The 25,481-nt window shown below is 72.4% G+C and carries 21 protein-coding genes; 10 read left to right on the top strand and 11 right to left on the bottom strand.

The window, feature by feature from the left end:
- Nucleotides 1-96 precede the first annotated feature (96 nt).
- Nucleotides 97-1,536 carry an ATP-binding protein gene (locus ABZ780_RS03895; protein ID WP_357483921.1) on the bottom strand — a complete coding sequence of 480 codons (1,440 nt, stop codon included), beginning with the start codon at nucleotides 1,534-1,536 and terminating at the stop codon, nucleotides 97-99.
- Between the two features lie 43 nt (nucleotides 1,537-1,579).
- On the bottom strand, nucleotides 1,580-3,247 hold the full coding sequence (locus ABZ780_RS03890) for an FAD-dependent oxidoreductase (protein ID WP_357000339.1): 1,668 nt from the start codon (nucleotides 3,245-3,247) through the stop codon (nucleotides 1,580-1,582).
- Nucleotides 3,248-3,391: 144 nt separating this feature from the next.
- Here ABZ780_RS03890 and ABZ780_RS03885 point away from each other — a divergent pair, with 144 nt between their 5' ends.
- The 6 genes from ABZ780_RS03885 to ABZ780_RS03860 all read left to right on the top strand — a co-directional run bounded on the left by ABZ780_RS03885 (nucleotide 3,392) and on the right by ABZ780_RS03860 (nucleotide 9,511).
- On the top strand, nucleotides 3,392-5,629 hold the full coding sequence (locus ABZ780_RS03885) for a hypothetical protein (RefSeq protein WP_357483919.1): 2,238 nt from the start codon (nucleotides 3,392-3,394) through the stop codon (nucleotides 5,627-5,629).
- A gap of 25 nt (nucleotides 5,630-5,654) precedes the next feature.
- Nucleotides 5,655-6,146, top strand: coding sequence for an SsrA-binding protein SmpB (smpB, locus tag ABZ780_RS03880; RefSeq protein ID WP_357000333.1), 492 nt, complete (start codon nucleotides 5,655-5,657; stop codon nucleotides 6,144-6,146).
- Between the two features lie 287 nt (nucleotides 6,147-6,433).
- A complete protein-coding gene (locus tag ABZ780_RS03875; RefSeq protein WP_357483916.1) occupies nucleotides 6,434-6,856 on the top strand; it encodes a TOBE domain-containing protein in 423 nt (140 codons plus the stop codon).
- Between the two features lie 11 nt (nucleotides 6,857-6,867).
- Complete coding sequence (gene modA, locus ABZ780_RS03870; protein WP_357484089.1) at nucleotides 6,868-7,635, top strand: molybdate ABC transporter substrate-binding protein; 768 nt, start codon at nucleotides 6,868-6,870, stop codon at nucleotides 7,633-7,635.
- A complete protein-coding gene (locus ABZ780_RS03865) occupies nucleotides 7,632-8,447 on the top strand; it encodes an ABC transporter permease (RefSeq protein ID WP_357000327.1) in 816 nt (271 codons plus the stop codon). The genes modA and ABZ780_RS03865 overlap by 4 nt, the downstream gene beginning before the upstream one ends.
- Nucleotides 8,444-9,511, top strand: coding sequence for an ABC transporter ATP-binding protein (locus ABZ780_RS03860; RefSeq protein ID WP_357483913.1), 1,068 nt, complete (start codon nucleotides 8,444-8,446; stop codon nucleotides 9,509-9,511). Before ABZ780_RS03865 ends, ABZ780_RS03860 begins: the two co-directional genes overlap by 4 nt.
- Nucleotides 9,512-9,628: 117 nt before the next feature.
- Here the strand turns inward: ABZ780_RS03860 and ABZ780_RS03855 are convergent, their stop codons facing one another.
- The 3 genes from ABZ780_RS03855 to ABZ780_RS03845 form a co-directional block, all read right to left on the bottom strand.
- The gene (locus tag ABZ780_RS03855) at nucleotides 9,629-10,042 is read right to left on the bottom strand and encodes a type II toxin-antitoxin system Phd/YefM family antitoxin (RefSeq protein WP_357483910.1); all 414 of its coding nucleotides are present in this window, start codon (nucleotides 10,040-10,042) and stop codon (nucleotides 9,629-9,631) included.
- A 42-nt stretch (nucleotides 10,043-10,084) separates the two neighbouring features.
- A complete protein-coding gene (locus ABZ780_RS03850; protein WP_357483908.1) occupies nucleotides 10,085-10,657 on the bottom strand; it encodes a GNAT family protein in 573 nt (190 codons plus the stop codon).
- A 110-nt stretch (nucleotides 10,658-10,767) separates the two neighbouring features.
- A complete protein-coding gene (locus tag ABZ780_RS03845) occupies nucleotides 10,768-11,997 on the bottom strand; it encodes a hypothetical protein (protein ID WP_357483905.1) in 1,230 nt (409 codons plus the stop codon).
- Nucleotides 11,998-12,208: 211 nt separating this feature from the next.
- Here ABZ780_RS03845 and ABZ780_RS03840 point away from each other — a divergent pair, with 211 nt between their 5' ends.
- A complete protein-coding gene (locus ABZ780_RS03840; RefSeq protein WP_357483902.1) occupies nucleotides 12,209-13,768 on the top strand; it encodes an NAD(P)/FAD-dependent oxidoreductase in 1,560 nt (519 codons plus the stop codon).
- A 61-nt stretch (nucleotides 13,769-13,829) separates the two neighbouring features.
- On the opposite strand, the gene ABZ780_RS03835 is transcribed toward ABZ780_RS03840, so the two are convergent.
- The 5 genes from ABZ780_RS03835 to ABZ780_RS03815 form a co-directional block, all read right to left on the bottom strand.
- Nucleotides 13,830-16,883, bottom strand: a complete 3,054-nt coding sequence (locus tag ABZ780_RS03835; protein WP_357483899.1) for a S8 family serine peptidase — start codon at nucleotides 16,881-16,883, stop codon at nucleotides 13,830-13,832.
- A gap of 375 nt (nucleotides 16,884-17,258) precedes the next feature.
- Nucleotides 17,259-18,443 carry an epoxide hydrolase family protein gene (locus ABZ780_RS03830; protein WP_357483896.1) on the bottom strand — a complete coding sequence of 395 codons (1,185 nt, stop codon included), beginning with the start codon at nucleotides 18,441-18,443 and terminating at the stop codon, nucleotides 17,259-17,261.
- A gap of 182 nt (nucleotides 18,444-18,625) precedes the next feature.
- Nucleotides 18,626-19,423, bottom strand: a complete 798-nt coding sequence (locus tag ABZ780_RS03825; RefSeq protein WP_357484085.1) for a sugar phosphate isomerase/epimerase family protein — start codon at nucleotides 19,421-19,423, stop codon at nucleotides 18,626-18,628.
- A gap of 2 nt (nucleotides 19,424-19,425) precedes the next feature.
- The gene (locus tag ABZ780_RS03820) at nucleotides 19,426-20,580 is read right to left on the bottom strand and encodes a dihydrodipicolinate synthase family protein (RefSeq protein WP_357483894.1); all 1,155 of its coding nucleotides are present in this window, start codon (nucleotides 20,578-20,580) and stop codon (nucleotides 19,426-19,428) included.
- Nucleotides 20,577-21,728, bottom strand: coding sequence for a Gfo/Idh/MocA family oxidoreductase (locus tag ABZ780_RS03815; RefSeq protein ID WP_357484083.1), 1,152 nt, complete (start codon nucleotides 21,726-21,728; stop codon nucleotides 20,577-20,579). Before ABZ780_RS03815 ends, ABZ780_RS03820 begins: the two co-directional genes overlap by 4 nt.
- Nucleotides 21,729-21,956: 228 nt before the next feature.
- Here ABZ780_RS03815 and ABZ780_RS03810 point away from each other — a divergent pair, with 228 nt between their 5' ends.
- The 3 genes from ABZ780_RS03810 to ABZ780_RS03800 all read left to right on the top strand — a co-directional run bounded on the left by ABZ780_RS03810 (nucleotide 21,957) and on the right by ABZ780_RS03800 (nucleotide 24,598).
- A complete protein-coding gene (locus tag ABZ780_RS03810) occupies nucleotides 21,957-23,030 on the top strand; it encodes a LacI family DNA-binding transcriptional regulator (RefSeq protein WP_357483891.1) in 1,074 nt (357 codons plus the stop codon).
- Nucleotides 23,031-23,065: 35 nt separating this feature from the next.
- Nucleotides 23,066-24,040 carry an aminoglycoside phosphotransferase family protein gene (locus tag ABZ780_RS03805; protein WP_357483888.1) on the top strand — a complete coding sequence of 325 codons (975 nt, stop codon included), beginning with the start codon at nucleotides 23,066-23,068 and terminating at the stop codon, nucleotides 24,038-24,040.
- A 72-nt stretch (nucleotides 24,041-24,112) separates the two neighbouring features.
- Nucleotides 24,113-24,598, top strand: a complete 486-nt coding sequence (locus ABZ780_RS03800) for a GNAT family N-acetyltransferase (RefSeq protein ID WP_357483885.1) — start codon at nucleotides 24,113-24,115, stop codon at nucleotides 24,596-24,598.
- A gap of 311 nt (nucleotides 24,599-24,909) precedes the next feature.
- Here ABZ780_RS03800 and ABZ780_RS03795 read toward each other — a convergent pair whose 3' ends face one another.
- Nucleotides 24,910-25,470, bottom strand: a complete 561-nt coding sequence (locus tag ABZ780_RS03795; RefSeq protein WP_357483882.1) for an NAD(P)H-dependent oxidoreductase — start codon at nucleotides 25,468-25,470, stop codon at nucleotides 24,910-24,912.
- Nucleotides 25,471-25,481 lie beyond the last annotated feature (11 nt).

The following is a 25,481-nucleotide window of genomic DNA, read 5'->3' as shown; positions in this document are numbered from 1 at the left end:
GGACACTCCTCGGGGGGCGTGGGCACGAACGCCGCCCGAGACTACTGCCGGCCACCGTTCGATGTCTCCAGGTAGTCGGCGCGTCGTACGCGTGTGTCAGGAACCCGGCGACGCGTCCTCGTTGACCGGCAGCAGCACCCGGAACGTCGTCCGACCGGGCTCCGTCTCCACCCGGATGTCGCCGTGGTGCTTGTGCACCACGATCCGGTACGAGATGTCCAGCCCCAACCCGGTGCCCGCGCCGACGGGCTTGGTGGTGAAGAACGGTTCGAAGATGCGCGGGCGCACCTCCGGTGGGATGCCGGGGCCGGTGTCGGTGACCTCCACGGCCAGCAGGTCACCGACGCGCCCGGTGCGGACGGTCAGCACGCCCTTGTCCCCCATCGCGCCCAGCGCGTTGTCGATCAGGTTGGTCCACACCTGGTTCAGCTCGGCCGGGTACGCCGGGACCGGAGGGAGGTCGCGGTCGTACTCGCGGACCAGCTTGACCTCGGCGGGAATCTTCCCCTTGAACATCACCAGCGTGGCGTCGAGCAGGTCGTGTACGTCCACCACCCGGTGCGGCGCGCGGTCCAGCTGGGAGTACTGCTTGGCGGCGCCCACCAGGCCGGAGATCCGACTCACCGCGTCATCGATCTCGCGCATCAGCAACTCGGTGTCGACGGTGTAGGTGAGCCAGCGCACCGCGGCCTCCAGATCGGCCGGGCCGACCGCCGCCTTCACCTGCGCCAGCCAGGGCACGTCGAGCCCGCCGCCGACCAGGATAGGCGCCAGGTCCCAGGCGCCACCGACCCCGTGCTCCTCCAGCCAGTCGGTGAGGGTGTCCTCGGCGTCGGCGGTGGCCATCGGGGTCAGCTTCGGCGCGGTGGCGACCCGGGCCACCGCCTCCTCCTGCAACGCGACGAGCCCGTGCAGCGCACGCCCGTCGAGCCGGCCGTCGGCGATCATGGCGAGCTTGTGCCGCATCCCGGCGACCCGGTCGCGCAACACCGAGGTGGCCCGCACCGCCGCCGCCGCCGGGTTGTTCAGCTCGTGGGTCAGCCCCGCCGAGAGCGAGCCGAGCGCCAGCAGCCGCTCCCGCTCACCGACGATGGTCTGCGAGTCCCGCATGCCGAAGAACAACCCCTCCAGCAGGTGCATGGGCATCGGGAACCAGGACCGCAGGGCGTACGCGAAGTCCTCCGCCGGCAGCACGAAGAACTCCGCGTCCACCACCGCCCGCAGGCTGTTGCGGTAGACCTGGTCGACCTGGTCGCCCAGGTACGCCTGCGTGGCCCCGCCATACACGCCGCGCTGCTCGGTGCGGCTCACCTCCACGTCGTCGCCGCGCACCTGCCGGCTCAACGCCACCGCGCCGCGCACCAGGACGAAGAAGCAGGTCGCGGGCTCACCCTCGGCGTAGACGAGGGTGCCGCCGACGTGCCGCTCGACCCGGCCGTGCTCGGCCAGCCAGTCGAGCTGCCCGTCGTCGAGGGCCTCGAACAGGAAAAGGGTGCGCAGCTGCGCGGGTGTCAGCCGTTCAGACTCGGTGGTCACTGGGCCTCCTTCGATCGCGACTGCGGGGCTCGGCAACACCGGCTCACTGGGCCTCCAGGTAACGGTGCACGAGCGACACGGCCATCGCCCCCTCGCCGACGGCCGAGGCGACCCGCTTGACCGACTCGGCGCGCACGTCACCGGCGGCGAACACCCCCGGCACGCTGGTCTCCAGGTGGTACGGGTCGCGCGACAACGACCAGCCGGCCGGCCTACGGCCGTCGGTGAGCAGGTCCGGGCCGGTGACGATGAAGCCGCGCCCGTCGCGGACCAACACCCCGTCCAACCAGTCCGTCCGGGGCTCCGCGCCAATGAAGATGAACAGCCAGGACGTGTCGACCGAGCGGCTCTGCCCGGTGCGGGTGTCGCAGAGGGTGAGCTGTTGCAGGTGGCCCTGCCCGGTGCCGCCGACGACCGCCGTGTGCGGGTGCACGGTGATCCGGTCCATCCGTTCCAGCTGATCGATGAGGTAGCGCGACATCGACGCGGTCAGGTCCGCGCCACGGATCAACAGGTGCACGCGGGCGGCGTACCGGGAGAAGTGCACCGCGGCCTGACCGGCCGAGTTGGCCCCGCCGACGATGTAGACGTCCTGGTCGACGCAGCTGGGCGCCTCGGTGGCGGCGGCGCCGTAGAACACGCCCCGGCCGGTGAAGTCGGCCAGCCCGGGGGCGTCGAGCACCCGGTAGGAGACGCCGGTGGCCAGCACGACGGTGTGCGCGGCGATCTCGGTGCCGTCGCCGAAACGCAGCAGCCGGGCGGAACCGGCCTCGCTCAGGCCGACCACCTCCCGGGAGCTGAGCAGCTCGGCGCCGAACTTCACCGCCTGTCGCCGGGCGCGGTCGGTCAACTGGGCGCCGGATACGCCGTCCGGGAAGCCCAGGTAGTTCTCGATCCGGCTGCTCTGCCCGGCCTGCCCGCCGGTCGCCCGCCGCTCGACCAGCACGGTGCGCAGCCCCTCCGACGCGCCGTAGACCGCCGAGCCCAGACCGGCCGGGCCGGCGCCGATCACCACGAGGTCGTAGAAGTCGGACGCCGGCACCACGGTCAACCCGGCCAGCGCCGCCAACTCGGCCTGGGTCGGGGAGATCAGCGCCTTACCCTCGGCGGTCACCACCAGCGGTACGTCCGCCTCGGTGGCTCCCGCCGCGTCGAGCAGCCGGGCGCCCTCCGGGTCGTCCGCCAGCAACCAGCGGTACGGCACCAGGTTGCGGGCCAGGAAGTCGCGGACCTTGAACGACGGCGACGACCAGCGGTGCCCGACGACCCGGATCTCGGTGGACGCCGCGTCCGGGGTGACCGACCACGCCTCCAGCAGGCCGTCCACCACCGGGTACAGCTTCTCCTCCGGCGGATGCCAGGGCTTGAGCAGGTAGTGGTCCAGGTCGACCACGTTGATCGCCTCGATCGCGGCGTCGGTGTCCGCGTACGCGGTGAGCAGCACCCGGCGGGCGGCCGGGAAGATGTCCATCGCCGCTTCGAGGAACTCGACACCGGTCATCTCCGGCATCCGGTGGTCGGCCAGCAGCAGCGCCACCTGCTCGCCGCGCAGCTTGACCTCCCGCAGCGCGTCCAGCGCCTCCGGACCCGACACGGCGCGCAGCACCCGGTAGCGGTCGCCGTAGCGGCGGCGGATGTCCCGAGCCACCGCCCGGGAGACCACCGGGTCGTCGTCGACGGTCAGGATCACCGGGTTCGCCATGGCGCCCATGAAACCACCTGCCGGGGGTCGACCGCACCAGCGCCCAGCCCTCGGAGCCACGGTTGACCAGGCTCGGGATGGGTAAGCCGGTGAGCCGCGCGGGCGGACGCACATGCCGACCCGCCCGACTGCCGTGCACACCTCGGGGGGCCAATGGCGGACGCGTCGCCGACCGAACCGACGACGTCGGGCCAGGTCGTGGAGCTGCGTGTGCACGGCGTCTCCCGAGCGGGCGCCGACCAGGTGCTGAACCGACCGCACCTGGAACAGGTCGCCGGGGACCGCAACGGCGGTTTCTACCGTCCCCGCGCCGGCTATCCGGGCGCCACCGGACCCGGCGGCGTGACGATGGAGGCGTACCGCTGGAGTGACCTGCCGTCCGGCACGGCCGTGCGGACGCTGTCGCTGGTGTTCCTGCTGCCCTTCATGCTCTGCAACGTGGCGCTGTGGATGCGCCCGGGAAACCCCGCCTCGAAGCACGTCGTCCTCGCGCTGTGCCGGGTGCTCGCGCTGACCCTCACGATGCTCTACGTCCTGTCCATCGTCGGTGTGGCACTGGACCTGGTCGCCTGGCGCTGCATGGGCACCCCGTCCTGCATGGCCGGGCGGAGCTGGCTGTCCTGGCTCGGCGGGCGCTCGCCCGGGCTGCGCCTGGCGGTGCTGTCGGTGGTGCCGGTCGCCGCCATCGGAATCGTCTGGTGGCTGGGCTCACGCCAGGGCCAGACGTTCGACGCCTTCCGGACCCCGGTGGAGGAGACCTCGGCGCACCGGTTGAGCGGCGTCGGCCAGTGGGACGCCGCGCCGCTGGTCGGCCGGCTGCGCTCGGTGCACGTGGCGGGCGCGTTCGCCACCCTGGACGGCAGCCTGCTGGTCGCCCGGGCCAGCCAGCACTCCTCACCGGTGATGGTGGCGCTGCTGGTGGCCTGCGGGGCGGTGCTGGTCACCTGCCTGGCGCTGCTCACCTCCGTACGGATCATCGACCAGCTCGGTCGCGAACACCCGGTGGACGGGTTCACCCGCGCACTGCGCACTGTCACCTGCGGCCTGACGATCCTGGTGATCGTGCACGTCATCAGAAGTCCGGCACCGTGGCCGCAGGGCGGCTCACTGCCCGGGTACGGCGCGACCATGGCCTGGCTGTTCGTCAGCCAGACCGTACTGGTGGCCATCCTCGCCGTGGTGGTCATCGCGCGGCGGGGCGGAGGGCGGCGAAGCAGGGCGCTGCGCGCACTGGGCGCGCCGGTCTTCATGACGATCGCCGCCGGGCTCGCCGTGGCGTTCTCGGCGGAGCTGGTCTACCGGGTGTCGGACCTGCTGGACCGTGAGGGGGAAACCGCCGATACCCTGGAAACCAGCCCGCCTCTAGCGTACAAATGGGCGATCTTCGGGTTTTTCCTGGCGGTGATGACCGCGTTGCTGGTCGCCGGGGTGATCACCGTGCTGACCCGGCGCAAGCGGCGGCGCGCGGCGGCCGCCATCGTTGCGGCCGACTTCCCCGACGCGCCGCCAGCGGCGGCGCAGCGGCTGCGGCAGGTCGAGCAGGCGGTGGCCCGAGCCCGGTTCACCGAACGGCTGGAGCCGCTGACCGTGGTCTACGCCTGTCTGGCCGCGCTGGGCCTGGCGACCAGCGTGCTGGGCCTGATCCAGCTCTTCCCCGGCGACGAGCTGCAACACTTCATCGGGGTGCCCGCCGACCTGATCAACTTCATGATCGGGCTGGGCAGCTACCTGATCGCCGCCATCATTCTCGGGCTGGTCCTCGGCGGCATCTTCGCCTACCGCACGGCGCCGTTCCGCCGGTACGTGGGCGTGCTGTGGGACCTGGGGACCTTCTGGCCCCGGGCAGCGCATCCCTTCGCACCGCCCTGCTATGCCGAGCGGGCAGTGCCGGAGCTGACCAAACGGATCACCTACCTCGTGGACCAGGGCAACGGGGTGCTACTGGCCGGGCACAGTCACGGCTCGGTGCTGCTCGCCGCCACGGTGCTGCAACTGCCGCACCGGGTCACCGACCGGGTCGCCCTGCTGACCTACGGGTCCCCGCTGAAACGGCTGTACTCGCCGCTGTTCCCCGCGTACGTCGACGACGCGGCGCTGCACGAGATCGGCCAGCGGGTCGGCTGGCGCTGGCTGAACCTGTGGCGGGACACCGACCCGATCGGCGGCTGGATCTTCGCCGCGCACCGCCCGGGCGACACCGAGTCGTTGACCGGCCCGTCGGCGACGGTCGACCGCCGATTGAAGGACCCGCAGGGGGTGGTGCCGCCGCCCAGCGACAGCGTGCCGCCGCCGATCCTCGCGCACCTGCCCTGCGAGTCGCAGGAGGCGTTCGCGGTGGCCGTGCGGGACCTGGCCGACCGGCTGCGAGCCGGACGGCGGCGCACCGACTGACCCGGCGCCCGGATATCGTCACCGCGTGAGCAGGTCCCAGCAGCCGCAACGCCGACTGATCGCCTCCAACAAGAAGGCCCGGCACGAGTACACCGTGCTCCGCACGTACGAGGCGGGCATCGTGCTGGTCGGCACCGAGGTGAAATCGCTGCGCGAGGGGCGGGCCTCGCTGGTGGACGCGTTCGCGCACGAGCGCGACGGCGAGATCGTGCTGTACGGCCTGCACATCGCCGAGTACGCCTACGGCACATGGACCAACCACGCCCCCCGCCGCAACCGCAAGCTGCTGCTGCACCGCGCGGAGATCGACCGGATCCTGGACAAGGTACGCGAGGGCGGGGTGACCATGGTCCCGCTGTCGATGTACTTCGAGAACGGCTACGCCAAGGTCGAACTGGCCCTGGCCAAGGGCAAGCGCTCCTACGACAAGCGGCAGACGCTGGCCGAGCGGGACGCCAACCGCGAGATCGCCCGCGAACTGGGCCGGCACCTCAAAGGCCATCCCCGCCGCCCCTGACCGCCTTCCGCCCGCGCCCCGCGCCCCGCGCCCCGCGCCCCGCGCCCCGCGCCCCGCGCCCCGCGCCAAGATCGTGCACAAACCAGGAAGTAGTGGCCTCACCAACGCACCGACACCACTACATCCAGGATCGAGCACGATCATGCGGGGGCGCCGGGCGCGTTGTCGCAAGCGGCGGGAGATGGCTGCCCTGCGGCGCAATTGCTGGCTCTGATGCCTGAATTCTCCTGCGGATGCCGGCCCTGAGGTTCTTTTGTGCTCGCAGATGCGGGCGCTAGGGTGAGCCGGTGACGATGTTCCGGATCGGCGAGGCGGCTGGCCTGCTCGGCGTCAGCGCCGACACGATCCGCCGCTGGGTGGACGCGGGGCGGCTGCCCGCCGGGCGCGACGAGCACGGCCACCGGGTCATCGACGGCGTCGACCTCGCCGCCTTCGCCCGCGCCCAGGCCGCCGATCCGGACGCGGGCGCCGAGCTCTCCTCGGCCCGCAACCGGCTGCGCGGCATCGTCGTCGACGTCCGCAAGGACACGGTGATGGCCCAGGTCGACATCCAGGCCGGCCCGTTCCGGATCGTGTCGCTGATGAGCCGGGAGGCCGTCGACGAGCTTGGCCTGCGGGTCGGCTCGGTGGCCGTCGCGGTGATCAAGTCGACCACGGTGGTGGTGGAGCGGGCCGCATCCACGCCGGTCAGGGGACGGTCGGGCGGATGAGCGTACGGACGATGCGCGCGGCGGTGGCCGTCCTGGTGGCGGTGGCCGGGCTGGCGGCGGCCGGTTGCGGCGGAGGCGACGACCCGGCGTCGGGCGGCACCGGAGGCGGCCGGGTCACGGTGTTCGCCGCCGCCTCGCTGACCGAATCGTTCACCCGGATCGGCAAGGATTTCGAGGCCGCCAATCCGGGCAGCACCGTGACCCTCAACTTCGCCGGCAGCTCCGCCCTGGCCAACCAGGTCAACCAGGGCGCACCGGCGGACGTCTTCGCCTCGGCCGCCCCGAAGAACATGACGACGGTGACCGAGGCCGGCAACGCCGACGGCACACCGGTGACCTTCGCCCGCAACCAACTGGTGATCGCGGTGCCCGTCGGCAACCCGAAGGCGGTGACCGGGCTGGCCGACCTGACCCGTCCGGGCGTGAAGGTGGCGATCTGCGCCGACCAGGTGCCGTGCGGCGCGGCGGCCCGCACCGCCCTGGACGCCTCCGGGGTGAAACTGACGCCGGTCACCCTGGAGCAGGACGTCAAGGGCGCTCTGGCCAAGGTAAAGCTCGGTGAGGTCGACGCGGCCCTGGTCTACCGCACAGACGCGCGGGCGGCGAGCGCGGACGTGACCGGCGTGGAGTTCCCCGAGTCGGCGCGGGCGGTCAACGACTACCCGATCGTCGCGCTGAAGGACGCGCCGAACCCGGCCGGCGCGCAGGCCTTCGTCGCGTACGTCCGTTCGGCGCCGGCGCAGGCGGTCCTCGCCGAGGCGGGGTTCCAGGCTCCGTGAGCCGGGTCCACACCGTCGCCGTGCCGCGCCGCAGGGGGCGGGTGCCGGCGGCGCTGCTGATCCCGGCCGGGCTGGGCCTGCTGTTCCTCGTCCTGCCGCTGGCCGGGCTGGTGATCCGGGCACCGTGGACGACCCTGCCGCAGCGGCTCACCGAGCCGGGCGCGCTGACCGCGTTGCGGCTGTCGGTGCAGACCGCCACCCTCGCCACGGTGCTCTGCCTGCTGCTCGGGGTGCCGTTGGCCTGGCTGCTGGCCCGGGTCGAGTTCCCCGGCCGCCGGCTGGTCCGCGCGCTGGTCACCGTGCCGCTGGTGCTGCCACCGGTGGTCGGTGGCGTGGCGCTGCTGCTGGTCTTCGGGCGGCGCGGGCTGCTCGGGGGCTGGCTCGACGCCACGTTCGGCATCACCCTGCCGTTCACCACGGCCGGTGTCGTGCTGGCCGAGTCGTTCGTCGCCATGCCGTTCCTGGTCATCGCCGTGGAGGGTGCGCTGCGCGCCGCCGACCACCGCTACGAGGAGGCCGCCGCGACGCTGGGCGCCAGCCGATGGACCACCTTCACCCACGTCACGCTGCCGCTGGTGGCACCGGGTCTGGCGGCGGGCGCGGTGCTGTGCTGGGCGCGGGCGCTCGGCGAGTTCGGTGCCACCATCACCTTCGCCGGCAACTATCCCGGCCGGACGCAGACCATGCCGCTCGCCGTCTATCTGGCGTTGGAGACCGACCTGGAGTCCGCGATCGTCCTCAGTCTGGTGCTGCTCATCGTGTCGGTGGGGATCCTGGCCGCGCTGCGGGACCGTTGGATGACCAGCGCATGAGCGGCCCATTGCTCGACGCCCGGCTCGTCGTCGACCGGGGCGCCTTCCGCCTCGACGTGCCGCTGCGGGTCGCGCCCGGCGAGGTCGTCGCGCTGCTCGGCCCGAACGGCGCCGGCAAGACCACCGCGCTGCGCGCGCTGGCCGGCCTGCACCCACTCACCGACGGGCACGTCACCCTCGACGGCACCGAGCTGGACCGCCCGTCGACGCGCGGCTGGGTGCCCACCGAGCGCCGGTCGGTCGGCGTGGTCTTCCAGGACTACCTGCTCTTTCCACACCTCAGCGCGCTCGACAACGTGGCGTTCGGGCCGCGCCGGCACGGCGTCGACCGGCGGACCGCCCGCGCCACGGCCCGCGACTGGCTCGGCCGGGTGGGCCTGACCGGGCAGGAGCACCGCCGGCCCCGGCAGCTCTCCGGCGGTCAGGCGCAGCGGGTGGCGCTGGCCCGCGCACTGGCCCTGGCACCGTCGCTGCTGCTGCTGGACGAGCCCCTCGCCGCCCTGGACGCCCGCACCCGGCTGGACACCCGCGCGGAGCTGCACCGGCATCTGTCCGCGCACCCGGGCGCCACGGTGCTGGTCACCCACGATCCGCTGGACGCGTTGGCGCTGGCCGACCGCCTGGTCATCGTGGAGGGTGGCCGGGTGGTGCAGGAGGGGGACGGGCCGAGCGTCACCGCCCGCCCGCGCACCGACTACGTGGCCCGGTTGGTCGGGCTGAACCTCTACCGGGGTCGGGCCGAGGGGCACGGGGTACGGGTCGCGCCGGAGTTGACCCTCGCCGTCGCCGATCGGCTGGATGGCGAGGCCTTCGTGGCGTTCCGCCCGGCAGCGGTGGCTCTGCACCCGACCCGCCCGGAGGGCAGCCCGCGCAACACCTGGGCGGGCACGGTGGCCGGCGTCCAGCGCCACGGTGACAACGTGCGGGTGCAGGTCGACGGGCCGATCGGGGTGGCCGCGGACGTCACACCCGCCGCCGCCGCCCAACTGCGGCTGATCCCCGGCCAGCCGGTCTGGGTGGCGGTCAAGGCGGCCGAGACAAACGCGTACCCGGCCACCGGCTGACACCCGACACCACCGGCAGGGACAGGGTCACCAGGCGCGGCACAGACCGCACGGACACGAGCCCCCGGCACGGACCCGGCACAGGCCGCCCGCGAGCACGGCCGATTCGGCGTCGGGTCAGCCGGCGAGCAGGTCGGCGTGCGCGGCGCGCAGTCGGGCCAGTGCCGGATCGCTGCCCGGCGTGACCCGGCGATCCAGCTCGGCCCAGACCTCGGCCAGCGCCGCACGGACCGCACCCAGCTCGGCGGCGTGCCGATGGGTGCTGCGGCGGTGCTGTTCGTCGAGGCGGCGGGCCCAACCGGCGGTGACCGCGGCGAGCCGGTCGGCGTCGGCGCGGGCCTGCGCGCCGCTGCGGGCGGCTGCGGCGGGGACGATCGCGGCGACCGGGCGGGGATCGCCGTCGCGGGTGACGACGGTGACCGCGTCGGTCAGCTCGGCCAGCGCGACGAGCTGGCTGAACCGGGTGCGCGCCTCACGCAGCGGCACGGAACGCGGCGGGTCGGGATGCGGGGTGAGCGCGGGGACGGCCATGGATGCATGGTGCCGCCCGGGTACGACACTAATCCGCCGTCGTCAGTGGACAGTGGGCCGTGATTCGCTCGACTCGGTCAGCCACTCGTCGGCCAGCACCGACCAGACCTCGAGGTCGATCCGGCCGTGCGGGCCTGGGCTGACCTGGCGCAGGGTGCCGTCGAGGCGCAGACCGAGCCGGCGGGCAAGCGCCTTGCTGCGGGTGTTGTCGGCGTTGGTACGCCATTCCACCCGTTGGATGCCGCGCTCGCGGATTGCCCAGTCGACGATCCGGCGGACGGCCGGAGCGACCATGCCCCTCCCCTGCGCCTCCGGCTCCACCCAGCAGCCGACCTCGCAGACGCCCCGGGTCACGTCGAACGACACGAACATGACCCCGCCGACGAGTGTGCCCCGCCACCACAGCCCCCAGATGCCGCCGTTGTCACTGGCCCAACGGTCGGCGTACCGCTGCAACACCGCACGGGCCGACGGCAGGTCGGCGGCGACGAAGGACGGCGACACCCAGGGCTGGATGTGCTCGCGGGAGCGGTCCAGGTTGGCGAGGAACTCCTCGGCCCGCCACGGGTCGAGCGGGCGCAGTTCGACCTCGTCGGTCAGCGGCAGAGCGAACACCGGGCCTCCAGTCGGGGTGCGCTTCGAACGTCGGTAGCAGGCTCGCACAGGCCCGACGCCGGGGCGGCGCCGGCCTCGCGCTCAGCATCGGCGGGCGGAGCGGTCCGGGATCAGATGATCATGTGGGTCCAGTAGCTGAGCCAGAGCGCGAACAGCGCGCCCTGCACCACGGCGAGCACCGCGGTCAACCACACGTCGACGGTGGCCCGACGTGCCCAGCGGGCCAGCACCAGGGCGACCGGGAACACCGCGAGCAGGTAGCGCAGCAGGCTCTTGTAGACCGGCGGCCCCATCGACAGCGGCACCAGCACCATGAGGACGCCGTAGACCACGTACGCCACCTCCCGGCGGCGAAACCCGGCGGCCAGGACGGCCAGTACGGCCACGGCGAAGGCGACCCGGGCGGCGTCGCGCGGCTCTCCGGCCAACCCGCCCAGCAGCACCGGCACCGGGTTCTGCACCTCGATGCCCCAGCCGACCCGCTGGGCGTGCTGGTAGGCGAACCAGTCCCCGCCGCGCCACCGGCAGAACGCCATGAAGGTGAACCAGCCGGCGGGCAGCAGCAGTAACGGCCAGCCGAGACGCAGGTACCCGAGCAGCGCGCGGGGGCCGAGCCGCCAGTCGTGTTGGCGCAGCAGCACCAGGGCCAGCGGCAGCGCGACGAGCAGGCCGACCGACCGGCTCATCGCCAGGAAGTAGCCGAGCACCCCGACCAGCAGCCACCGCCGCCGCTCGGCGTAGTAGAACGCGGCCAACGCGAGGCAGACGAAGAGCGACTCGGTCAGCGCCGCCTGGAAGAGGAACGCGGTCGGCAGCAGCACCAGGTACCGGGTGAACCGGCGGGCCGCGTCCGCGTCGCCGAGCAGCACCTCGGCCAGCCGGTAGCCGTACCAGAGGGCCAGCAGGAACGCGACGTTGCTGATCAGCAGCAGGGCCAGGGCGTTGTCGCCGCCGAGCAGCGCGCCGACCGGTCGGGCCAGGAACGGATACAGCAGCGGAAAGCCGAAGTCGTTCCACGGTCGTCCGGTCAGCGGCAACTCGCTCAACCGCAGGTAGAGCAGCGCGTCCCAGGCGAACCAGAACGAGATCCACCGGTGCCCGGAGATCTCCCGCTGCTGCGCCCACATCAACGTCTCGTCCGGTGGCGGCGCTCCGGGGATGCCGTCCCAGGCGTGCAGGACCAGCAGCCCGAGCAGGGTCAGCAGCACCTTCGCGCCGACGAACAGCCCGATCACGTACGGCCAGGGCGCCGGCACCCGGCGGGCCACGCGCACGCCGGCGTGGGCCACCAGCGCGGCCAGCGCCGCCGCGCGCCGCCGGCCGCCTCGCCACCGGTGCATCCGCCCCGCTCCCCCGGTCCGACCGGCCCACCCGCCGCGCGGGGGTTCGCCCCCCCCGTTGTACGCCCCATCACGCCCCGCCGGAGCGAAAACCCCGGAGCGAAATCCCGGAGTGAAAACTCAGGACCACCGGGGTCGCGAAGGTGACATCTGCCGCGGAACGGGTACGCGCCGCGCCTCAACCACGGCAGTGACCAGGGAGTACGGCGGCATGAGTGAGCAGCACGGCACGGTGGTCATCGGTGCGGGGCCGGCAGGGCTCACGGCGGCGTACGAGCTGCTCCGGCACGGCCGGTCCGTCCGGGTCTTCGAGGCCGACGAGGTGGTCGGCGGGATCAGCCGGACCGTGGAGCGCGACGGGTGGCGGTTCGACATCGGCGGGCACCGGTTCTTCACGAAGGTGCCCCGGGTGGAGGCGTTCTGGCACGAGATCCTGCCGGACGAGGACTTCCTGACCCGGCCGCGGATGAGCCGGATCTTCTACCGGGGCGCCCTGTTCAACTACCCGCTCAGCGCCACGAACGCGCTGCGCAACCTGGGGCTGCCGGAGGCCGTCCGCTGCCTCGGCTCGTACGCCCGGGCGCGGCTGCGCCCACCCCGCGACCAGTCGCACTTTGAGGGCTGGGTGTCGGCCCGGTTCGGCTGGCGGCTGTATTCGATCTTCTTCAAGACGTACACCGAGAAGGTCTGGGGGATGCCGGCGGACCGGTTGCAGGCCGACTGGGCCGCGCAGCGGATCAAGAACCTGTCGCTGGCCACGGCGATCCGCAATGCGCTGCTGCCCCGGCGGCGGCCCACCGACGTGACAAGCCTGATCGAGGAGTTCCAGTACCCGAAGTTCGGGCCGGGAATGATGTGGGAACGCTGCGCCGAGCAGGTCCGCCAGCGCGGCGGGCACCTCTCGACCGGCACCTGGGTGACCGCCGTGCACCGCGACCCGCAGCGGCGGCGGGCGATCAGCGTGACGGTCAACGGCGCGGGCGGGCAGCGCACCGAACCGGCCGACGACGTGATCTCGTCGATGCCGATCTCGGAGCTGGTGGCCGCGCTGCGTCCGCCCGCGCCGCCGGAGGTGCTGGCCTGTGCCGCCGACCTGCGCTACCGCGACTTCCTGACGGTCGCCCTGGTGGTGCCGGCGGAGTTCTCGTTCCCGGACAACTGGATCTACGTGCACGACCCGGCGGTGCGGGTGGGTCGGATCCAGAACTTCGGCTCCTGGTCGCCGTACCTGGTCAAGGACGGCCGCACCTGCCTGGGCCTGGAGTACTTCGTGTTCGAGGACGACGAGATGTGGCGTACCCCGGACGCCGACCTCGTGGCGTTGGCCACCGCGGAGCTGGAGCGGTTGGGGTTGGTCCGGCCCGGCGTGGTCGAGGCCGGCCACGTCGTGCGGATGCCGAAGGCCTACCCGGTGTACGACGAGCGCTACCAGCACAACGTGGACGTGATCCGGGCGTGGCTGGCCGAGGCGGTGCCGAACGTGCACCCGGTGGGGCGCAACGGCATGCACCGCTACAACAACCAGGACCACTCGATGCTCACCGCGATGCTCACGGTGGAGAACATCGCCACCGGCAGTACGCACGACGTCTGGTCGGTCAACGTCGAGCAGGACTACCACGAGCAGACGACCCCCGGTGGCGGCGGCCGACGGGGCACGGGCCGCGACGCGCCGGTGCTGCCCAGCCGCATCGTCACCGCACCGATCACCGTGCCCAAGGGTGCGGGCGTGGCCACCGACGGCGGCCGGTCGGCACAGCCGCTGGGCTGACGAGATGACACCCCGGTGGGGTGGTGCGTCCGGGACGCACCACCCCACCGGTCGGTACCTGTTACTCCCAGGCGTCTCGCCGCGTGTAGACGAGGTTTCCGGGGATGACCGTGCCGTTCGTGCTCCACTCGGTGTAGCCCCAGACGTCGCCCTCCGGCAGCGACGTGTTCGGCTTCAGAGTGAAGTTGGTCGACATGCCGCGTTCCGCCGTGCGAGGGACGGTCAGCGTAGCGGCCGAGTACGTGGCGTTACGACCGATGATGGCGTGGCCCAGTTCGAAGTTGACGACCGGGCCACCGGGCACCTGGGCGAACACGTACGCGGTGTAGCGCCCCGGCTCGGGCAGGAACTTGTACGCCTGCTCCGCGCTGGTCCAGGATCTGTCACTGCGGTGGATCAGGGTGTCACCCTTGTACAGGTAGAGATCCAGGTTCGCGTTCGGGTTGTCGGTGTTGACCTCGACGACGATGCCGGCGGTGTTCGCCGGCACGGTGAAGTCGACCTTCTTCACGCCGGTGGCGTTCGGGTCGAACACCCCGCCGTCGACGCCGGCCGGCATCGAGTACGCCGTCCGCACCATCGGCGTGTAGCCGGTGCTGCGGCCGGCGAGTGGCCCCGTGAAGCCCGGCTGGAGGGCGCCGAACGCGCCGTTGACCATCCGGCCGTACTCCTCACCGTCGTCGGCGTAGGGCCGAGGGCTGATGCCCCACGGTCGGGCGGCGACCGGGATGCGGGCACTGTGGGCCTTGCCGCGCCAGGTGATCGACCCGGTCACGTACCGGTCCCAGGGCGCGTTGCCCCGGCGCACGGTGATGGTCACCGTGGCGGACTTGCCCGGCTCCAGCGTCACCGATGCCGGCGTCACGCTGACCTTCATGTCGTCCAGGCCGGACACCGACGAACGGTAGGTCTCCCGCGCCTTGCCCACGTTGGTCAGGGTGCGGGTGAGCGTCACCGGGCGGGTGCCGTCGTACTCGCGCAACGAGATGGCCGGCAGGTTGAGCTCCTTGCCGTCGGGCTGGGCGGTCTCACTGAACGTGACCAGTTCCGCCGCCGTCGGCTGGATGACCAGGCCGGGGTCGGTGGCCTTGGCCAGGTTGATGAACCCACTGCCCTGGTCCAGGGGGTTGCTGGTGCCGACGGTGTCGGTGGCGGTGGTCCGCAACGCCGAGGCGACCGCACCGGGTGACCAGTTCGGGTGCGTGGCGCGCAGGATCGCCGCCGCTCCCGCCACGTACGGCGAGGCCATCGAGGTGCCGGAGTACGCGTCGTAGTCCCGCCCGAAGTTGCCCGCCGGCGAGACCGCGGCGATGATGTTCGACCCCGGCGCGACCAGGTCCGGCTTGAAGACGCCGAGCGTCACCTTGTCCGGGCCGGTCGAGGAGAAGTCCGCGACGCTGGGAATGCCCGGGACGCTGGAGCCGTCACCGCCGCTGCGCAGAGAGACCGTCGCGTCGGTAGGGTGGCGCATCAGGTAGGTGAACAACGTGCCGGCCTGCTTCTTGGTCGGCAGGTAGACCACCGGGAAGTTGAAGATGGAGTTGATCCGGTAGTTGCCGGCCGGGTCGAACACCACCATCCCCACGCCGCCCTTGGCCTTGATCTCGGCGACCGATCCGAACAGGTCGGACAGCGCGCAGGCGACCACCTTGCCCTTGATCTTGGCAGGGTCGAGGCTCCCCGGTTCGCAGTACGCGGCCCACCGCTCCAACGACCCGGCCTGCTCGCCGAAGACGAGCGGGCGGGAGGTGCCGTCGGGCAGAGCGTCGAGCGAACCGCCGACGAGCGTCGTGCCGTCGCCCAGCTTGAGCGTCGCCTCGTCGAGCTTCGTCACCGCCGCGCCGACAGTGGTCACCCACGGCGCCGCGTTGCTGATCGCCCCGCTCACGATGCCGGTGTTGCCCGCCGACGCGGCCACGAAGACCCCGGCCAGCGAGGCGTTGAGGAACGCGATGCCGATGGGGGTGTTGGCCTCCCAGTCACCGAGTTCGCTGCCGATCGAGAAGTTGAGGACGTTCACCCCGTCGGCGACCGCGGCGTCGATGCCGGCGATGATGTCGGCGTCGTAGCCGGTGCCGCCCCAGAGCACCTTGTAGACGGCGATCTGGGCGTCCGGGGCAACCCCGGAGACGGGACCGAAACGGCGGCCGTCGATCGTGACGTTCGGCAGTGGCAGACCCGCCGCGGTGGAGGCGGTGTGGGTGCCGTGCCCGACCATGTCGCGGGGGGACAGCATTTCACCCTCGGGTACCGAGCCGCCGTAGGCGAGCCACGAGTCGGCGAAGTACCGGGCGCCGACGATCTTGCCGTTGCAGTGCTCGGCCACGAAGGCGACACCGGTCTGGCAGGTGCCGTGCCAACCCGCCGGCGGGGGCATCTTCTTGGCGAACGACGCGCTCTCCGGCCAGATGCCGGTGTCCAGGACACCGATCACCATGCCCGCACCCGTGTCGGGACCCGGCTTGGCCGGCTTTCCAGGCTTACCCGGCTTGCCGGGCTTACCCGGCTCGGGGTGGTCCGCACCCGTGGTCGGCGGCGGCGGCGCGACCCCCGCAGCCCCGGTGGGGGTGGCAGCGGTCGGACCGGGCGACGTCGTCCGGGTGCCGAGCGCCTGCGCCGCGGTGACGGCACGGACGCGCTTGTCCGCCCGCAACGCGGTGGCCTGCTGGGCGGTCAGCCGTGCCGAGAATCCGTTGAAGGCCGCGGTGTAGGCCGTCTTGATCTCGACGCCGGCCGCGCCGGCGACGGCGGTCCGCTGCGCGTCGAGGTGTCGGCGGTACGCCTGCGCCGGCGTCGACGTCACGTCCAGTCGGGTGCCCGGCTCCGGACGGGTCCGCGTCAGCCCGGACACTCCCCCGGCGTACCTGGTCAGCGGGTCCTCGGCCAGTTCGACGACGTACAGGCCGGCTCCGGTCGAATCCACTGCGGACCTCGGGCCGACCGCTTGGCTGCCGTCGGGGCGACGGTCGGCGCCGTCGGTCAGGGTGACCTTCCGGTCGGACCCGGCGGAGAAGTAGCCCGGGCCGCTGTTGGCCGGCTGTTCTCCGGGGGCTGCCGATGCCGCGACACCGGTTGTGCCGGTGATCATGGCGACGACCAGCGTCGGTATCGCCAATCTTCGCAGCCTGGCTCTGCTCGTGCTGTTAGCCACGAGACTCCTTTCGCGTGCTCCCCTGTGGAGCGATGATCATTCTGCACAACTTCCGCGTTGTTAGCGCTCCCATACCTAAGGCAGCCATGGTTAAACAGGGGTTTGCGCGGTGTTACGGAACGCCGGTACCTGCAAGATCACCGTGCGTGCGACCAGGTCGAGCCGGACCTTCGCGATCCACGGCTTTGCCAGGACCCGACCCAGCCAGGCATCAACCCTCTGCCGTTAGGGCGCCTCAGCACCCGGGGTGGCGGCGGCAGCTACGCGGCGATCCTCACGGCCGCAGGTGAGGGCGGCCGGTCGGCGCGGATGCCGCTGGCCTGACGGCGGTCAGCGCGTTCAGGACGTCCGCAGCGGCCGGAACGCGGCACGCACCTCGCTCGCGAACAGGTCGGGTTGCTCCCAGGCCGCGAAGTGGCCGCCGCGGTCGACCTCATTGAAGTACGCCAGGCCGGGGTATACCGCCTCGGCCCAGCCACGCGGGGCCGCCCAGATCTCGCCGGGGAACGTCGTGAAGCCCACCGGAACCGAGACCGGCGGAGGGGTCTGGCCGGAGGCCAGCGCGCGTCCGTTCTCCCAGTACCACCGGGCGGCTGACGCGCCGGTGCCGGTCAGCCAGTAGAGCGTGATGTTGTCGAGAATGGAGTCCCGGGTGAACCCGGCCGCCGGCTCGCCGTCGACAAACACCCGGGACATCTTGTAGTAGCTGTCCGTGTCGTGGTCGAGCATCCAGGAGGCCAGCCCGACGGGTGAGTCCAGCAGGGTGTAGCCGATCGTCTGCGGACGCGTGGACTGCTCCAGGAAGTAGCCGAAGCCGTCCTGCATGAACAGGTTGAGCGCGTCGAGCGCCGCGCGTTCCTGCGGGGAGGTCGCCGGCAGCTTGTCCTTGATGCCGATCGCGCCGGCGAGCAGGTTGAGGTGGATGCCGAGCAGTCCTTCGGGTCCCTGGCGACCCATCGCGTCGGTGATGGAGGCACCCACGTCGCCTCCCTGGGCGACGTAGCGCGAGTAGCCGAGACGCTTCATCAGCTCCGCCCACGCCCCGGCGATGCGGGCGGAGTTCCAGCCGAGCTCGGTCGGCTCACCCGAGAAGCCGTAGCCGGGCAGGGACGGCAGCACCAGGTGGAAGGCGTCCTCGGCGCTACCGCCGTGCGCGGTCGGGTCGGCGAGCGGGCCGATGACCCCGAGCAGCTCGACGACCGAGCCCGGCCAGCCGTGCGTCATGATCAACGGCAGGGCGTTCTCGTGCGGTGACCGCACGTGGATGAAGTGGATCTCGACGCCGTCGAGGTAGGTCGTGTACTGCGGTAGCGCGTTGAGCGTCGCCTCGACCGGTCGCCAGTCGTAGTCGGTCCTCCAGTACCGGGCCAACTCCTGGATCGTCGCCAGTTGCACGCCCTGCGAACGGTCGGTGACCAGCTCGCGGGTGGGCCAACGGGTCGCCTCGATCCGGCGACGCAGATCGGCGAGCGTCTCTTCCGGCGCGTCGAGTCGGAAGGGGCGGATTTCGGTGACGTCGGACATCTCTCCCACTTACCGGGTCGGGCCTGCGGGCGCTGAGGCACCGTCGGCGGTGGCACCGGGCCAGTTTCGCACCTGACCGACGGCCAACAGCCCAAAAACGGCAATTCGGGCAGGGTGCTGGGCTCTCCAGTCCGCCCCGATCACCGCGCCCGAGGGCGCTGGCGCGGCGGCGGTCGAGCGCCTCAGACGACGTGGCGCAGGTAGCCGGTGATCGCCGCGTCCAGCACCTCCGCGCCGGGACGCTCCCAGATCTCGGCGGAGAAAACCTCCACCTCGATCGGGCCGGCGTAACCGGCCGCGTCGACCGCCTCCCGCAGCCGGCGCAGCTCGATGCACCCGTCACCGGGCAGCGCCCGCCCGAGCAGCACCCCCTCCGGCAGCGGCGTCACCCAGTCGCAGACCTGGAACGCGGCGATCCGCGCGCCGGCACGCGCGATCTGCGCGTACACCGTGTCGTCCCACCACACGTGGTACGCGTCCACGACCACGCCGACCACCGCCGGGTCGAACCGCTCGGCGATGTCCAACGCCTGGCCGAGGGTGGCGATGACGCAGCGGTCGGCGGCGAACATCGGGTGCAGCGGCTCGATCGCCAGCCGTACGCCGGCCGCCGCCGCGTGCGGAGCCAGCTCACCGATCGCATCGCCGACCCGACGCCGGGCGCCGTCGATGTCCCGACCGCCCGCCGGCAGCCCGCCGGAGACGAGCACCAACTCGGGCGCGCCCAGCGTGGCGGCCTCCTCGATGGCCCGCAGGTTCTCCGAAAGCCAGTCGTCGGCGGCGAAGAAGCCACCCCGGCACAGCGAGGTGACGGTGAGGCCGGCGTCGCGGACCAGCTTCGCCGAGCGGGCCAGCCCGTACTCCGCGACGGGCTCGCGCCACAACCCGATCCCCGGTACGCCGGCGGCCACGCAGCCGGCCACCACGTCGGGCAGCGGCCAGCGCTGGGCGGTCGCCTGGTTGAACGAAAACCGTCGCAGACTCACTGGGCCACCCCCGCGACGGTGAACAGCGCCCGCGCGCGGGCGGCGGCCAGGTCGGCGTCGGGCAGCAGCCCGGCCGCGTCGGCCAGGACGAGCAGGGTGGCCAGGTGCGCCGGGGACCGCCCGGACTGCGCGCCGCCGACCATCGTGAAGTGGTCCTGATGCCCGGCCAGCCAGGCCAGGAACACGATCCCCGTCTTGTAGTGCCAGGTCGGGGCCGCGAACAGGTGCCGGGCCAGCGGCACGGTCGGCGCGAAGATCTCGTCGTACGCCGCGGTGTCCCCCCGGTCGAGGGCCGCCAGCGCGGCGGCGGCGGCCGGTGCGATGGCCGCGAACACCCCGAGCAGCGCGTCGGAGTGGCCCACCTCGTCACCCCGGATCAGCTCCGGATAGTGGAAGTCGTCGCCGGTGTAGAGGCGTACCCCCGCCGGCAGCCGGCGGCGCAGCGCGACCTCCCGGCCCGCGTCCAGCAGCGACACCTTGATGCCGTCCACCTTCGACTGGTGCGCCTTGATCAGCTCGACCACCGTGTCGGCGGCCAGGTCCAGGTCGGACGCACCCCAGTAGCCGGTCAGCGCCGGGTCGAACATCGGGCCCAGCCAGTGCAGCACCACCGGTTCGTCGGCGGCGGTCAGCAGCTCGTCGTACACCCGCAGGTAGTCCTCGGGGCTGCGGGCGGCGGCGGCCAGGTGCCGGCTGCACATCAGCACCGGGCGGGCGCCGGCCGCGCGGACGTCGTCGAGCTGCTCGGTGTACGCGGCGGTGACCTGGGCGAGGGTGGCCGGGCCGGCCGGCAGCTGGTCGGTGCCGACCCCGGCGACGATCCGTCCACCCACCGCGCGGGCCTCGGCGGCGCTGCGCCGGATCAGCTCCCGGGTCGCCGGGTAGTCCAGCCCCATCCCGCGCTGGGCCGTGTCCATCGCCTCGGCGACCCCCAGCCCGTACGACCACAGGTGCCGCCGGAACGCGAGGGTGGTGTCCCAGTCGACCCCGGCCGGGGTACCGGGCACGTTCTCCGCGCCCGGGTCGGCGACCACGTGCGCGGCGGCGTACGCGATCCGGCTGGTGGCCGGCGCGGCCGGACGGGCGAAACCGCTCCCCCCGGCCAGCCGGTGCCGCCGCCCGCCGGGCAGCACCACGTCGGCAGCGCTCATGAGTGCAGCTCCGGCACCTCGACGCGGACGCCCTCGCGGGCCGCGCGCAGCCCCAACTCCGCGAGCTGCACACCGCGTGCCCCGGCGAGAAAGTCCCAGCGGAACGGCTCGCCGGCCACGACGTGCCGCAGGAACGCCTCCCACTGCACCTTGAACCCGTTGTCGAACTCCTCGTTGTCGGGCACCTCGGCCCACTGTGCCCGGAAGTCCTCGGTGACCGGCAGGTCCGGGTTCCACACCGGCTTCGGCGTCACCGCCCGGTGCTGCACCCGGCAGTTACGCAGCCCCGCCACCGCGCTGCCCTCGGTGCCGTCGACCTGGAACTCCACCAGCTCGTCGCGGTAGACCCGCACACTCCAGGACGAGTTGAGCTGCGCGATCACACCGCCGTCCAGTTCGAAGACGGCGTACGCGGCGTCGTCGGCGGTGGCCGGGTAGGCGCGGCCACCCTCGTCGACCCGCTCCGGCACGTGGGTGGCGGTGACGCAGGAGACGGCGTTCACCCGCCCGAACAGCTCCTCCAGCACGTAGTGCCAGTGCGGGAACATGTCGACGACGATGCCGCCGCCGTCCTCGGCCCGGTAGTTCCACGACGGACGCTGCGCCGGCTGCCAGTCGCCTTCGAAGACCCAGTAGCCGAACTCGCCGCGCACCGAGAGGATCCGGCCGAAGAAGCCGCCGTCGACGAGCCGCTTGAGTTTGCGCAGGCCGGGCAGGAAGAGCTTGTCCTGGACGACGCCGGTGCGGACCCCGGCCGCGTCGGCGGCCCGGGCGAGGTCGAGCGCTGCGGCGGTGTCCTCCGCGAGGGGCTTCTCCGTGTAGATGTGCTTGCCGGCCTCGATGGCCTGCCGGATCGCCTTCTCCCGCTGCTGGGTGACCTGCGCGTCGAAGTAGATCTCGACGTCGTCGCGGGCCAGCGCGGAGGCCAGGTCGGTGGTCCAGTCGGTCAGGCCGTGCCGCTCGGCGAGCTCCCGGAGCTTGGTCTCGTTGCGGCCGACCAGGACGGGCTCCGGCCAGATGGTCGTGCCGTCGGCCATTGTCACGCCGCCGGCTTCACGGATCGCCAGCAGCGACCGGACGAGGTGCTGGCGATAGCCCATCCTGCCGGTCACACCGTTGACGATGATGCCGATCGACCTGCGGGTCATGGTCACGCGGAACCTCCTCTGAGCCCGGCACGGCAGCCGTGGAGCGGGCCGGATGGCGTATCAGGCAAACGCTTTCCCGCGAGCGTAGGCGGGCCTCCGACGGCAGGCAAGGCCTTTCCTCCATCCACGTCACACCCTGGGGGCCTCCCGACGGGAAAGGGCTTTCACTGCGGTACCGTGACGCTGACCGGCACGGCGGAACGCCGGCGACAGACCGAGAGGGCGGCCATGGCGACCCTGTCCGACGTGGCACGGCGCGCGGGCGTCTCACCCGCCACCGCCTCCCGCGTGATCAACGGCAGCAGCAAGCCGGTCACCGACGAGCTACGCGAACGGGTGCTCGCCGCCGTCGCCGAGTTGCAGTACGTGCCGAACGCGCACGCCCAACTGCTGGCCCGTTCACACCGCAGCGCGGTCGGCGTGATCGTGCACGACGTCTCCGACCCGTACTTCGCCGAGATCACCCGTGGGCTGCAACGGGTCGCCACCGACCAGGGCCGGCTGCTGATGATCTGCAACAGCTACCGCGACCCGGACCGCGAGCTGGAGTACGTGGAGCTGCTGCGCGGCCACCAGGTGGCGGCACTGATCCTGGCCGGCTCCGGCTACCACGACGACGCCTTCACCCGGCAGCTCAACGAGAAGCTCGCCGCGTACGAGGCGACCGGCGGGCGGGTCGCGGTGATCGGCCGGCACGAGCACTCCGGCGACGCGGTGATGCCCGACAACCGGACCGGCGGCCACCTCGCCGGCCGGGAGCTGTGCGAGCTGGGGCACCGGGCGATCGGCGTGGTCGCCGGCCCGCGCATCCTCACCACCACCACCGACCGGCTCGCGGGGCTCCGGCAGGCACTCGGCGAGCAGGGCCGCGAGCTGCCCGAACGACGCATCCGGTACGCCGAGTTCGACCGCGACGGCGGCGCCGAGGCCACCGCCCGGCTGCTCGACGCCGACCCGGACCTGACCGCGATCGTGGCGCTCAACGACTCGATGGCCATCGGCGCGCTCGCCACCCTGCGGTCCCGCTCGCTGGCCGTGCCGCAGCAGATCTCCGTGGTGGGCTTCGACGACATGCCGATCGCCCGGGACGTGACTCCGGCGCTGACCACCGTGCGGCTGCCGCTGGTCGACATGGGAGTCCGGGCGATGTCCCTGGTGCTCGGCGCGCAGGGGCCGGCGCCCCGGGTCGAGGTGCTCCCCGCCGAGCTGGTCCGCCGGGGCACCACCGGCCCCGCACCGCATCCCGGGTGGGACACGGCCGGTTCGCCGCCCGACGCCCGCCGGGCCGACGCCACCTCGTGACCAGCCCGACGCAGCGTCCCCTCACGACAGACGACGTGACGTACCTGGTCCGCGCGTCGTTCGGGTCGTCGACCCGGGTACGCGACACCGGCCCGCTGACCGGCGGCGGGTACGCGACGGTCTGGTGGGTTCTGCTCGACGACGACCGCCGGGTGGTGCTGAAGGTGTTCCCGCCGGCCGGAACGCGCCTGCTGCGCTACGAGCGAGGGCTGTGCGCGGCCGAGGCGCGCTACTTCCGGCTGGTCGCCGAGCGGGTGCCGCACGTTCCCGTACCCCCGGTCCTGCACCACGGCACCGACCCGGCGTACGGCGAGTGGCTGGTCACCGGGCTGCTGCCCGGCCGCTCGCTGCCGGACCTGGCCGCGGGCGGTGTCCCGGTGGACGACGGCCCGGCGCGGTACGACCTGGGGACTGCGCTCGCCTCGCTGCACGAGATCACCGGCGACCGGTTCGGCTACGAGGGTGGTCGGGCCAGCGGGGCGACCTGGCGGGCGGCGTTCACCGCGATGCTCGACGCGCTCTTGGCCGATGCTGCCGACTGGGACGTCACGCTGCCGGTCACCCCGGACCAGCTACACGCGCTGGTGGGACGGAACGCCGACGTGCTGGACGAGGTTCGCCGGCCGGCGCTGCTGCACTTCGACTGCTGGGACGGCAACGTGCTGGCCGCGCCCGACGCGGAGGGCCAACTGCGGCTGTGCGGTCTGGTGGACGGGGAGCGTTTCCTGTACGGCGATCCGCTGCTGGACCTGGTCTCGCCGCTGCTCTTTCGCCGTATCGAGGACGAGCCGGAGCACCCTCTGCTGCGCGGCTATCGCAGCGCGGCCGGCACGCCACTGCTGTTGGACGGCTCCGCCCGGCGGCGGCTGGGCCTCTACCGGCTGCACCTGTACCTGCTCATGACGGTGGAGATGCCCAGCCGAGGCATGACCGAGCGGAGCCACCCCGGGCGGCACGCCCGGCTGTCGGCCCTGCTCGACGAGGAGATCGCGGCGCTCGGCCGGGCCTGACGTCTCGTCACGATCGACGCTTCGCACCGGAAATCCGTTGTCCGCTCCGGAACGTCTGCGTAGCCTGCGCCGGTGGTGATTCGCGAGTTCGTCGAGCAGGACTGGTCGCAGGTGTGGCCGATCATCCAGGAGGTGATCGGGGCACAGGAGACCTTCCCCTACGACCCGGCGATGACCCCCGACGCGGCGTACGGCATGTGGGCGGAGGCCCCACCCGGGCGGACCGTCGTGGCGGTGGACGGCACGCGGGTGCTCGGCACCGCGAAGATGGGCACCAACCGGCCCGGGCCGGGCGCGCACGTGTCCACCGCGAGCTTCATGGTCGCCGCCGACGCCCGGGGCCGGGGCGTCGGCACCGCGCTGTGCCGCGACGCCCTGACCTGGGCCCGCCACCAGGGGTACGCCGGCATGCAGTTCAACGCCGTGGTCGAGAGCAACCGGTCGGCGGTGGAGTTGTACCGGCGGGAGGGCTTCGACGTGGTCGGCACCGTGCCGGGCGCGTTCCGCCACCCCACCCTCGGCCGGGTCGGCCTGCACGTCATGTACCAGGAGTTCTGACCGGCCTGGCCCTTGACCGACTCCATTTCGGCGATGTCGGGGTGTCCAGGCGCACCGGATACCGCGACATCGGGGAGACGCCTGGGTCAGGTGGTCGGTCGCCGGTGGCGGACCCCCGGCGTGCCCGGCGCGGATGCCGGGCGGCCGCCGGGCGACTCGCCCCGGGCCTGGTAGCACTGCCGCCTTTGGAGCTGATGTCGTAGACGAATCGGCTGCGCGCGCCGCGTGAACCGTTTACGACATCAGCTCCAAAGCGTCTCAACCCCACTACCGGTGCCGCCTCGAGCGTGAACCCTCCGGTGGGGACGGGGTCAGCTCTGGCGCAGCGGTGCGAGCGCGGTGCTCCAGGCCACGACCTGGTCGAGAGTCACGCCAAGCGCGTCCCGCTGGTGCTGGTTGGGAGTGAAGACGCTGAAGTTCTCGAAGTCGGTGAAGAGCGAGAGCGCGACCTGCGAACGTACGTCGGCCATCTGGAGCTCGCCGGCGATCAGCCGCAGGTGCTCGACGGCCCGCGCCCCGCCGACCGAGCCGTAGCTGACGAAGCCGACAGCCTTGTTGTTCCACTCGGCGTAGAGGAAGTCGATGGCGTTCTTCAGGGCCCCGGAGGTGGAGTGGTTGTACTCGGGGGTGACCATCACGAACCCGTCGAACGACGCGATCGTCTCGGCCCACCGCAGGGTGTGCGGCTGGGTGTACTGCCCCATCGCTGGCGGGTACGCCTCGTCGAGGTGCGGCAGCTTGTAGTCGAGCAGGTCGATCAACTCGAACTCCGCGTCGGAGCGCTGCCGGGCGACGTCGAGGACCCAGCGGGCCACGGCCTCACCGTTACGCCCGGGGCGGGTGCTTCCGAGGATGATCCCGATCCTGGTCATTGGTTGGCGCC

The organism is Micromonospora sp. NPDC047467, assembly GCF_040643095.1.
Taxonomy (GTDB): domain Bacteria; phylum Actinomycetota; class Actinomycetes; order Mycobacteriales; family Micromonosporaceae; genus Micromonospora.
This window is presented reverse-complemented; position numbering and strand designations above follow the sequence as displayed.

Coding starts and splice junctions, on each gene's coding strand:
- ABZ780_RS03890 (WP_357000339.1), bottom strand. CDS start 3,247: ATGGGCGCCATGGCGAACCCGGTGATCCTGACCGTCGACGACGACCCG.
- ABZ780_RS03885 (WP_357483919.1), top strand. CDS start 3,392: ATGGCGGACGCGTCGCCGACCGAACCGACGACGTCGGGCCAGGTCGTG.
- modA (WP_357484089.1), top strand. CDS start 6,868: ATGCGCGCGGCGGTGGCCGTCCTGGTGGCGGTGGCCGGGCTGGCGGCG.
- ABZ780_RS03860 (WP_357483913.1), top strand. CDS start 8,444: ATGAGCGGCCCATTGCTCGACGCCCGGCTCGTCGTCGACCGGGGCGCC.
- ABZ780_RS03855 (WP_357483910.1), bottom strand. CDS start 10,042: ATGGCCGTCCCCGCGCTCACCCCGCATCCCGACCCGCCGCGTTCCGTG.
- ABZ780_RS03845 (WP_357483905.1), bottom strand. CDS start 11,997: ATGCACCGGTGGCGAGGCGGCCGGCGGCGCGCGGCGGCGCTGGCCGCG.
- ABZ780_RS03840 (WP_357483902.1), top strand. CDS start 12,209: ATGAGTGAGCAGCACGGCACGGTGGTCATCGGTGCGGGGCCGGCAGGG.
- ABZ780_RS03830 (WP_357483896.1), bottom strand. CDS start 18,443: ATGTCCGACGTCACCGAAATCCGCCCCTTCCGACTCGACGCGCCGGAA.
- ABZ780_RS03820 (WP_357483894.1), bottom strand. CDS start 20,580: ATGAGCGCTGCCGACGTGGTGCTGCCCGGCGGGCGGCGGCACCGGCTG.
- ABZ780_RS03815 (WP_357484083.1), bottom strand. CDS start 21,728: ATGACCCGCAGGTCGATCGGCATCATCGTCAACGGTGTGACCGGCAGG.
- ABZ780_RS03810 (WP_357483891.1), top strand. CDS start 21,957: ATGGCGACCCTGTCCGACGTGGCACGGCGCGCGGGCGTCTCACCCGCC.
- ABZ780_RS03795 (WP_357483882.1), bottom strand. CDS start 25,470: ATGACCAGGATCGGGATCATCCTCGGAAGCACCCGCCCCGGGCGTAAC.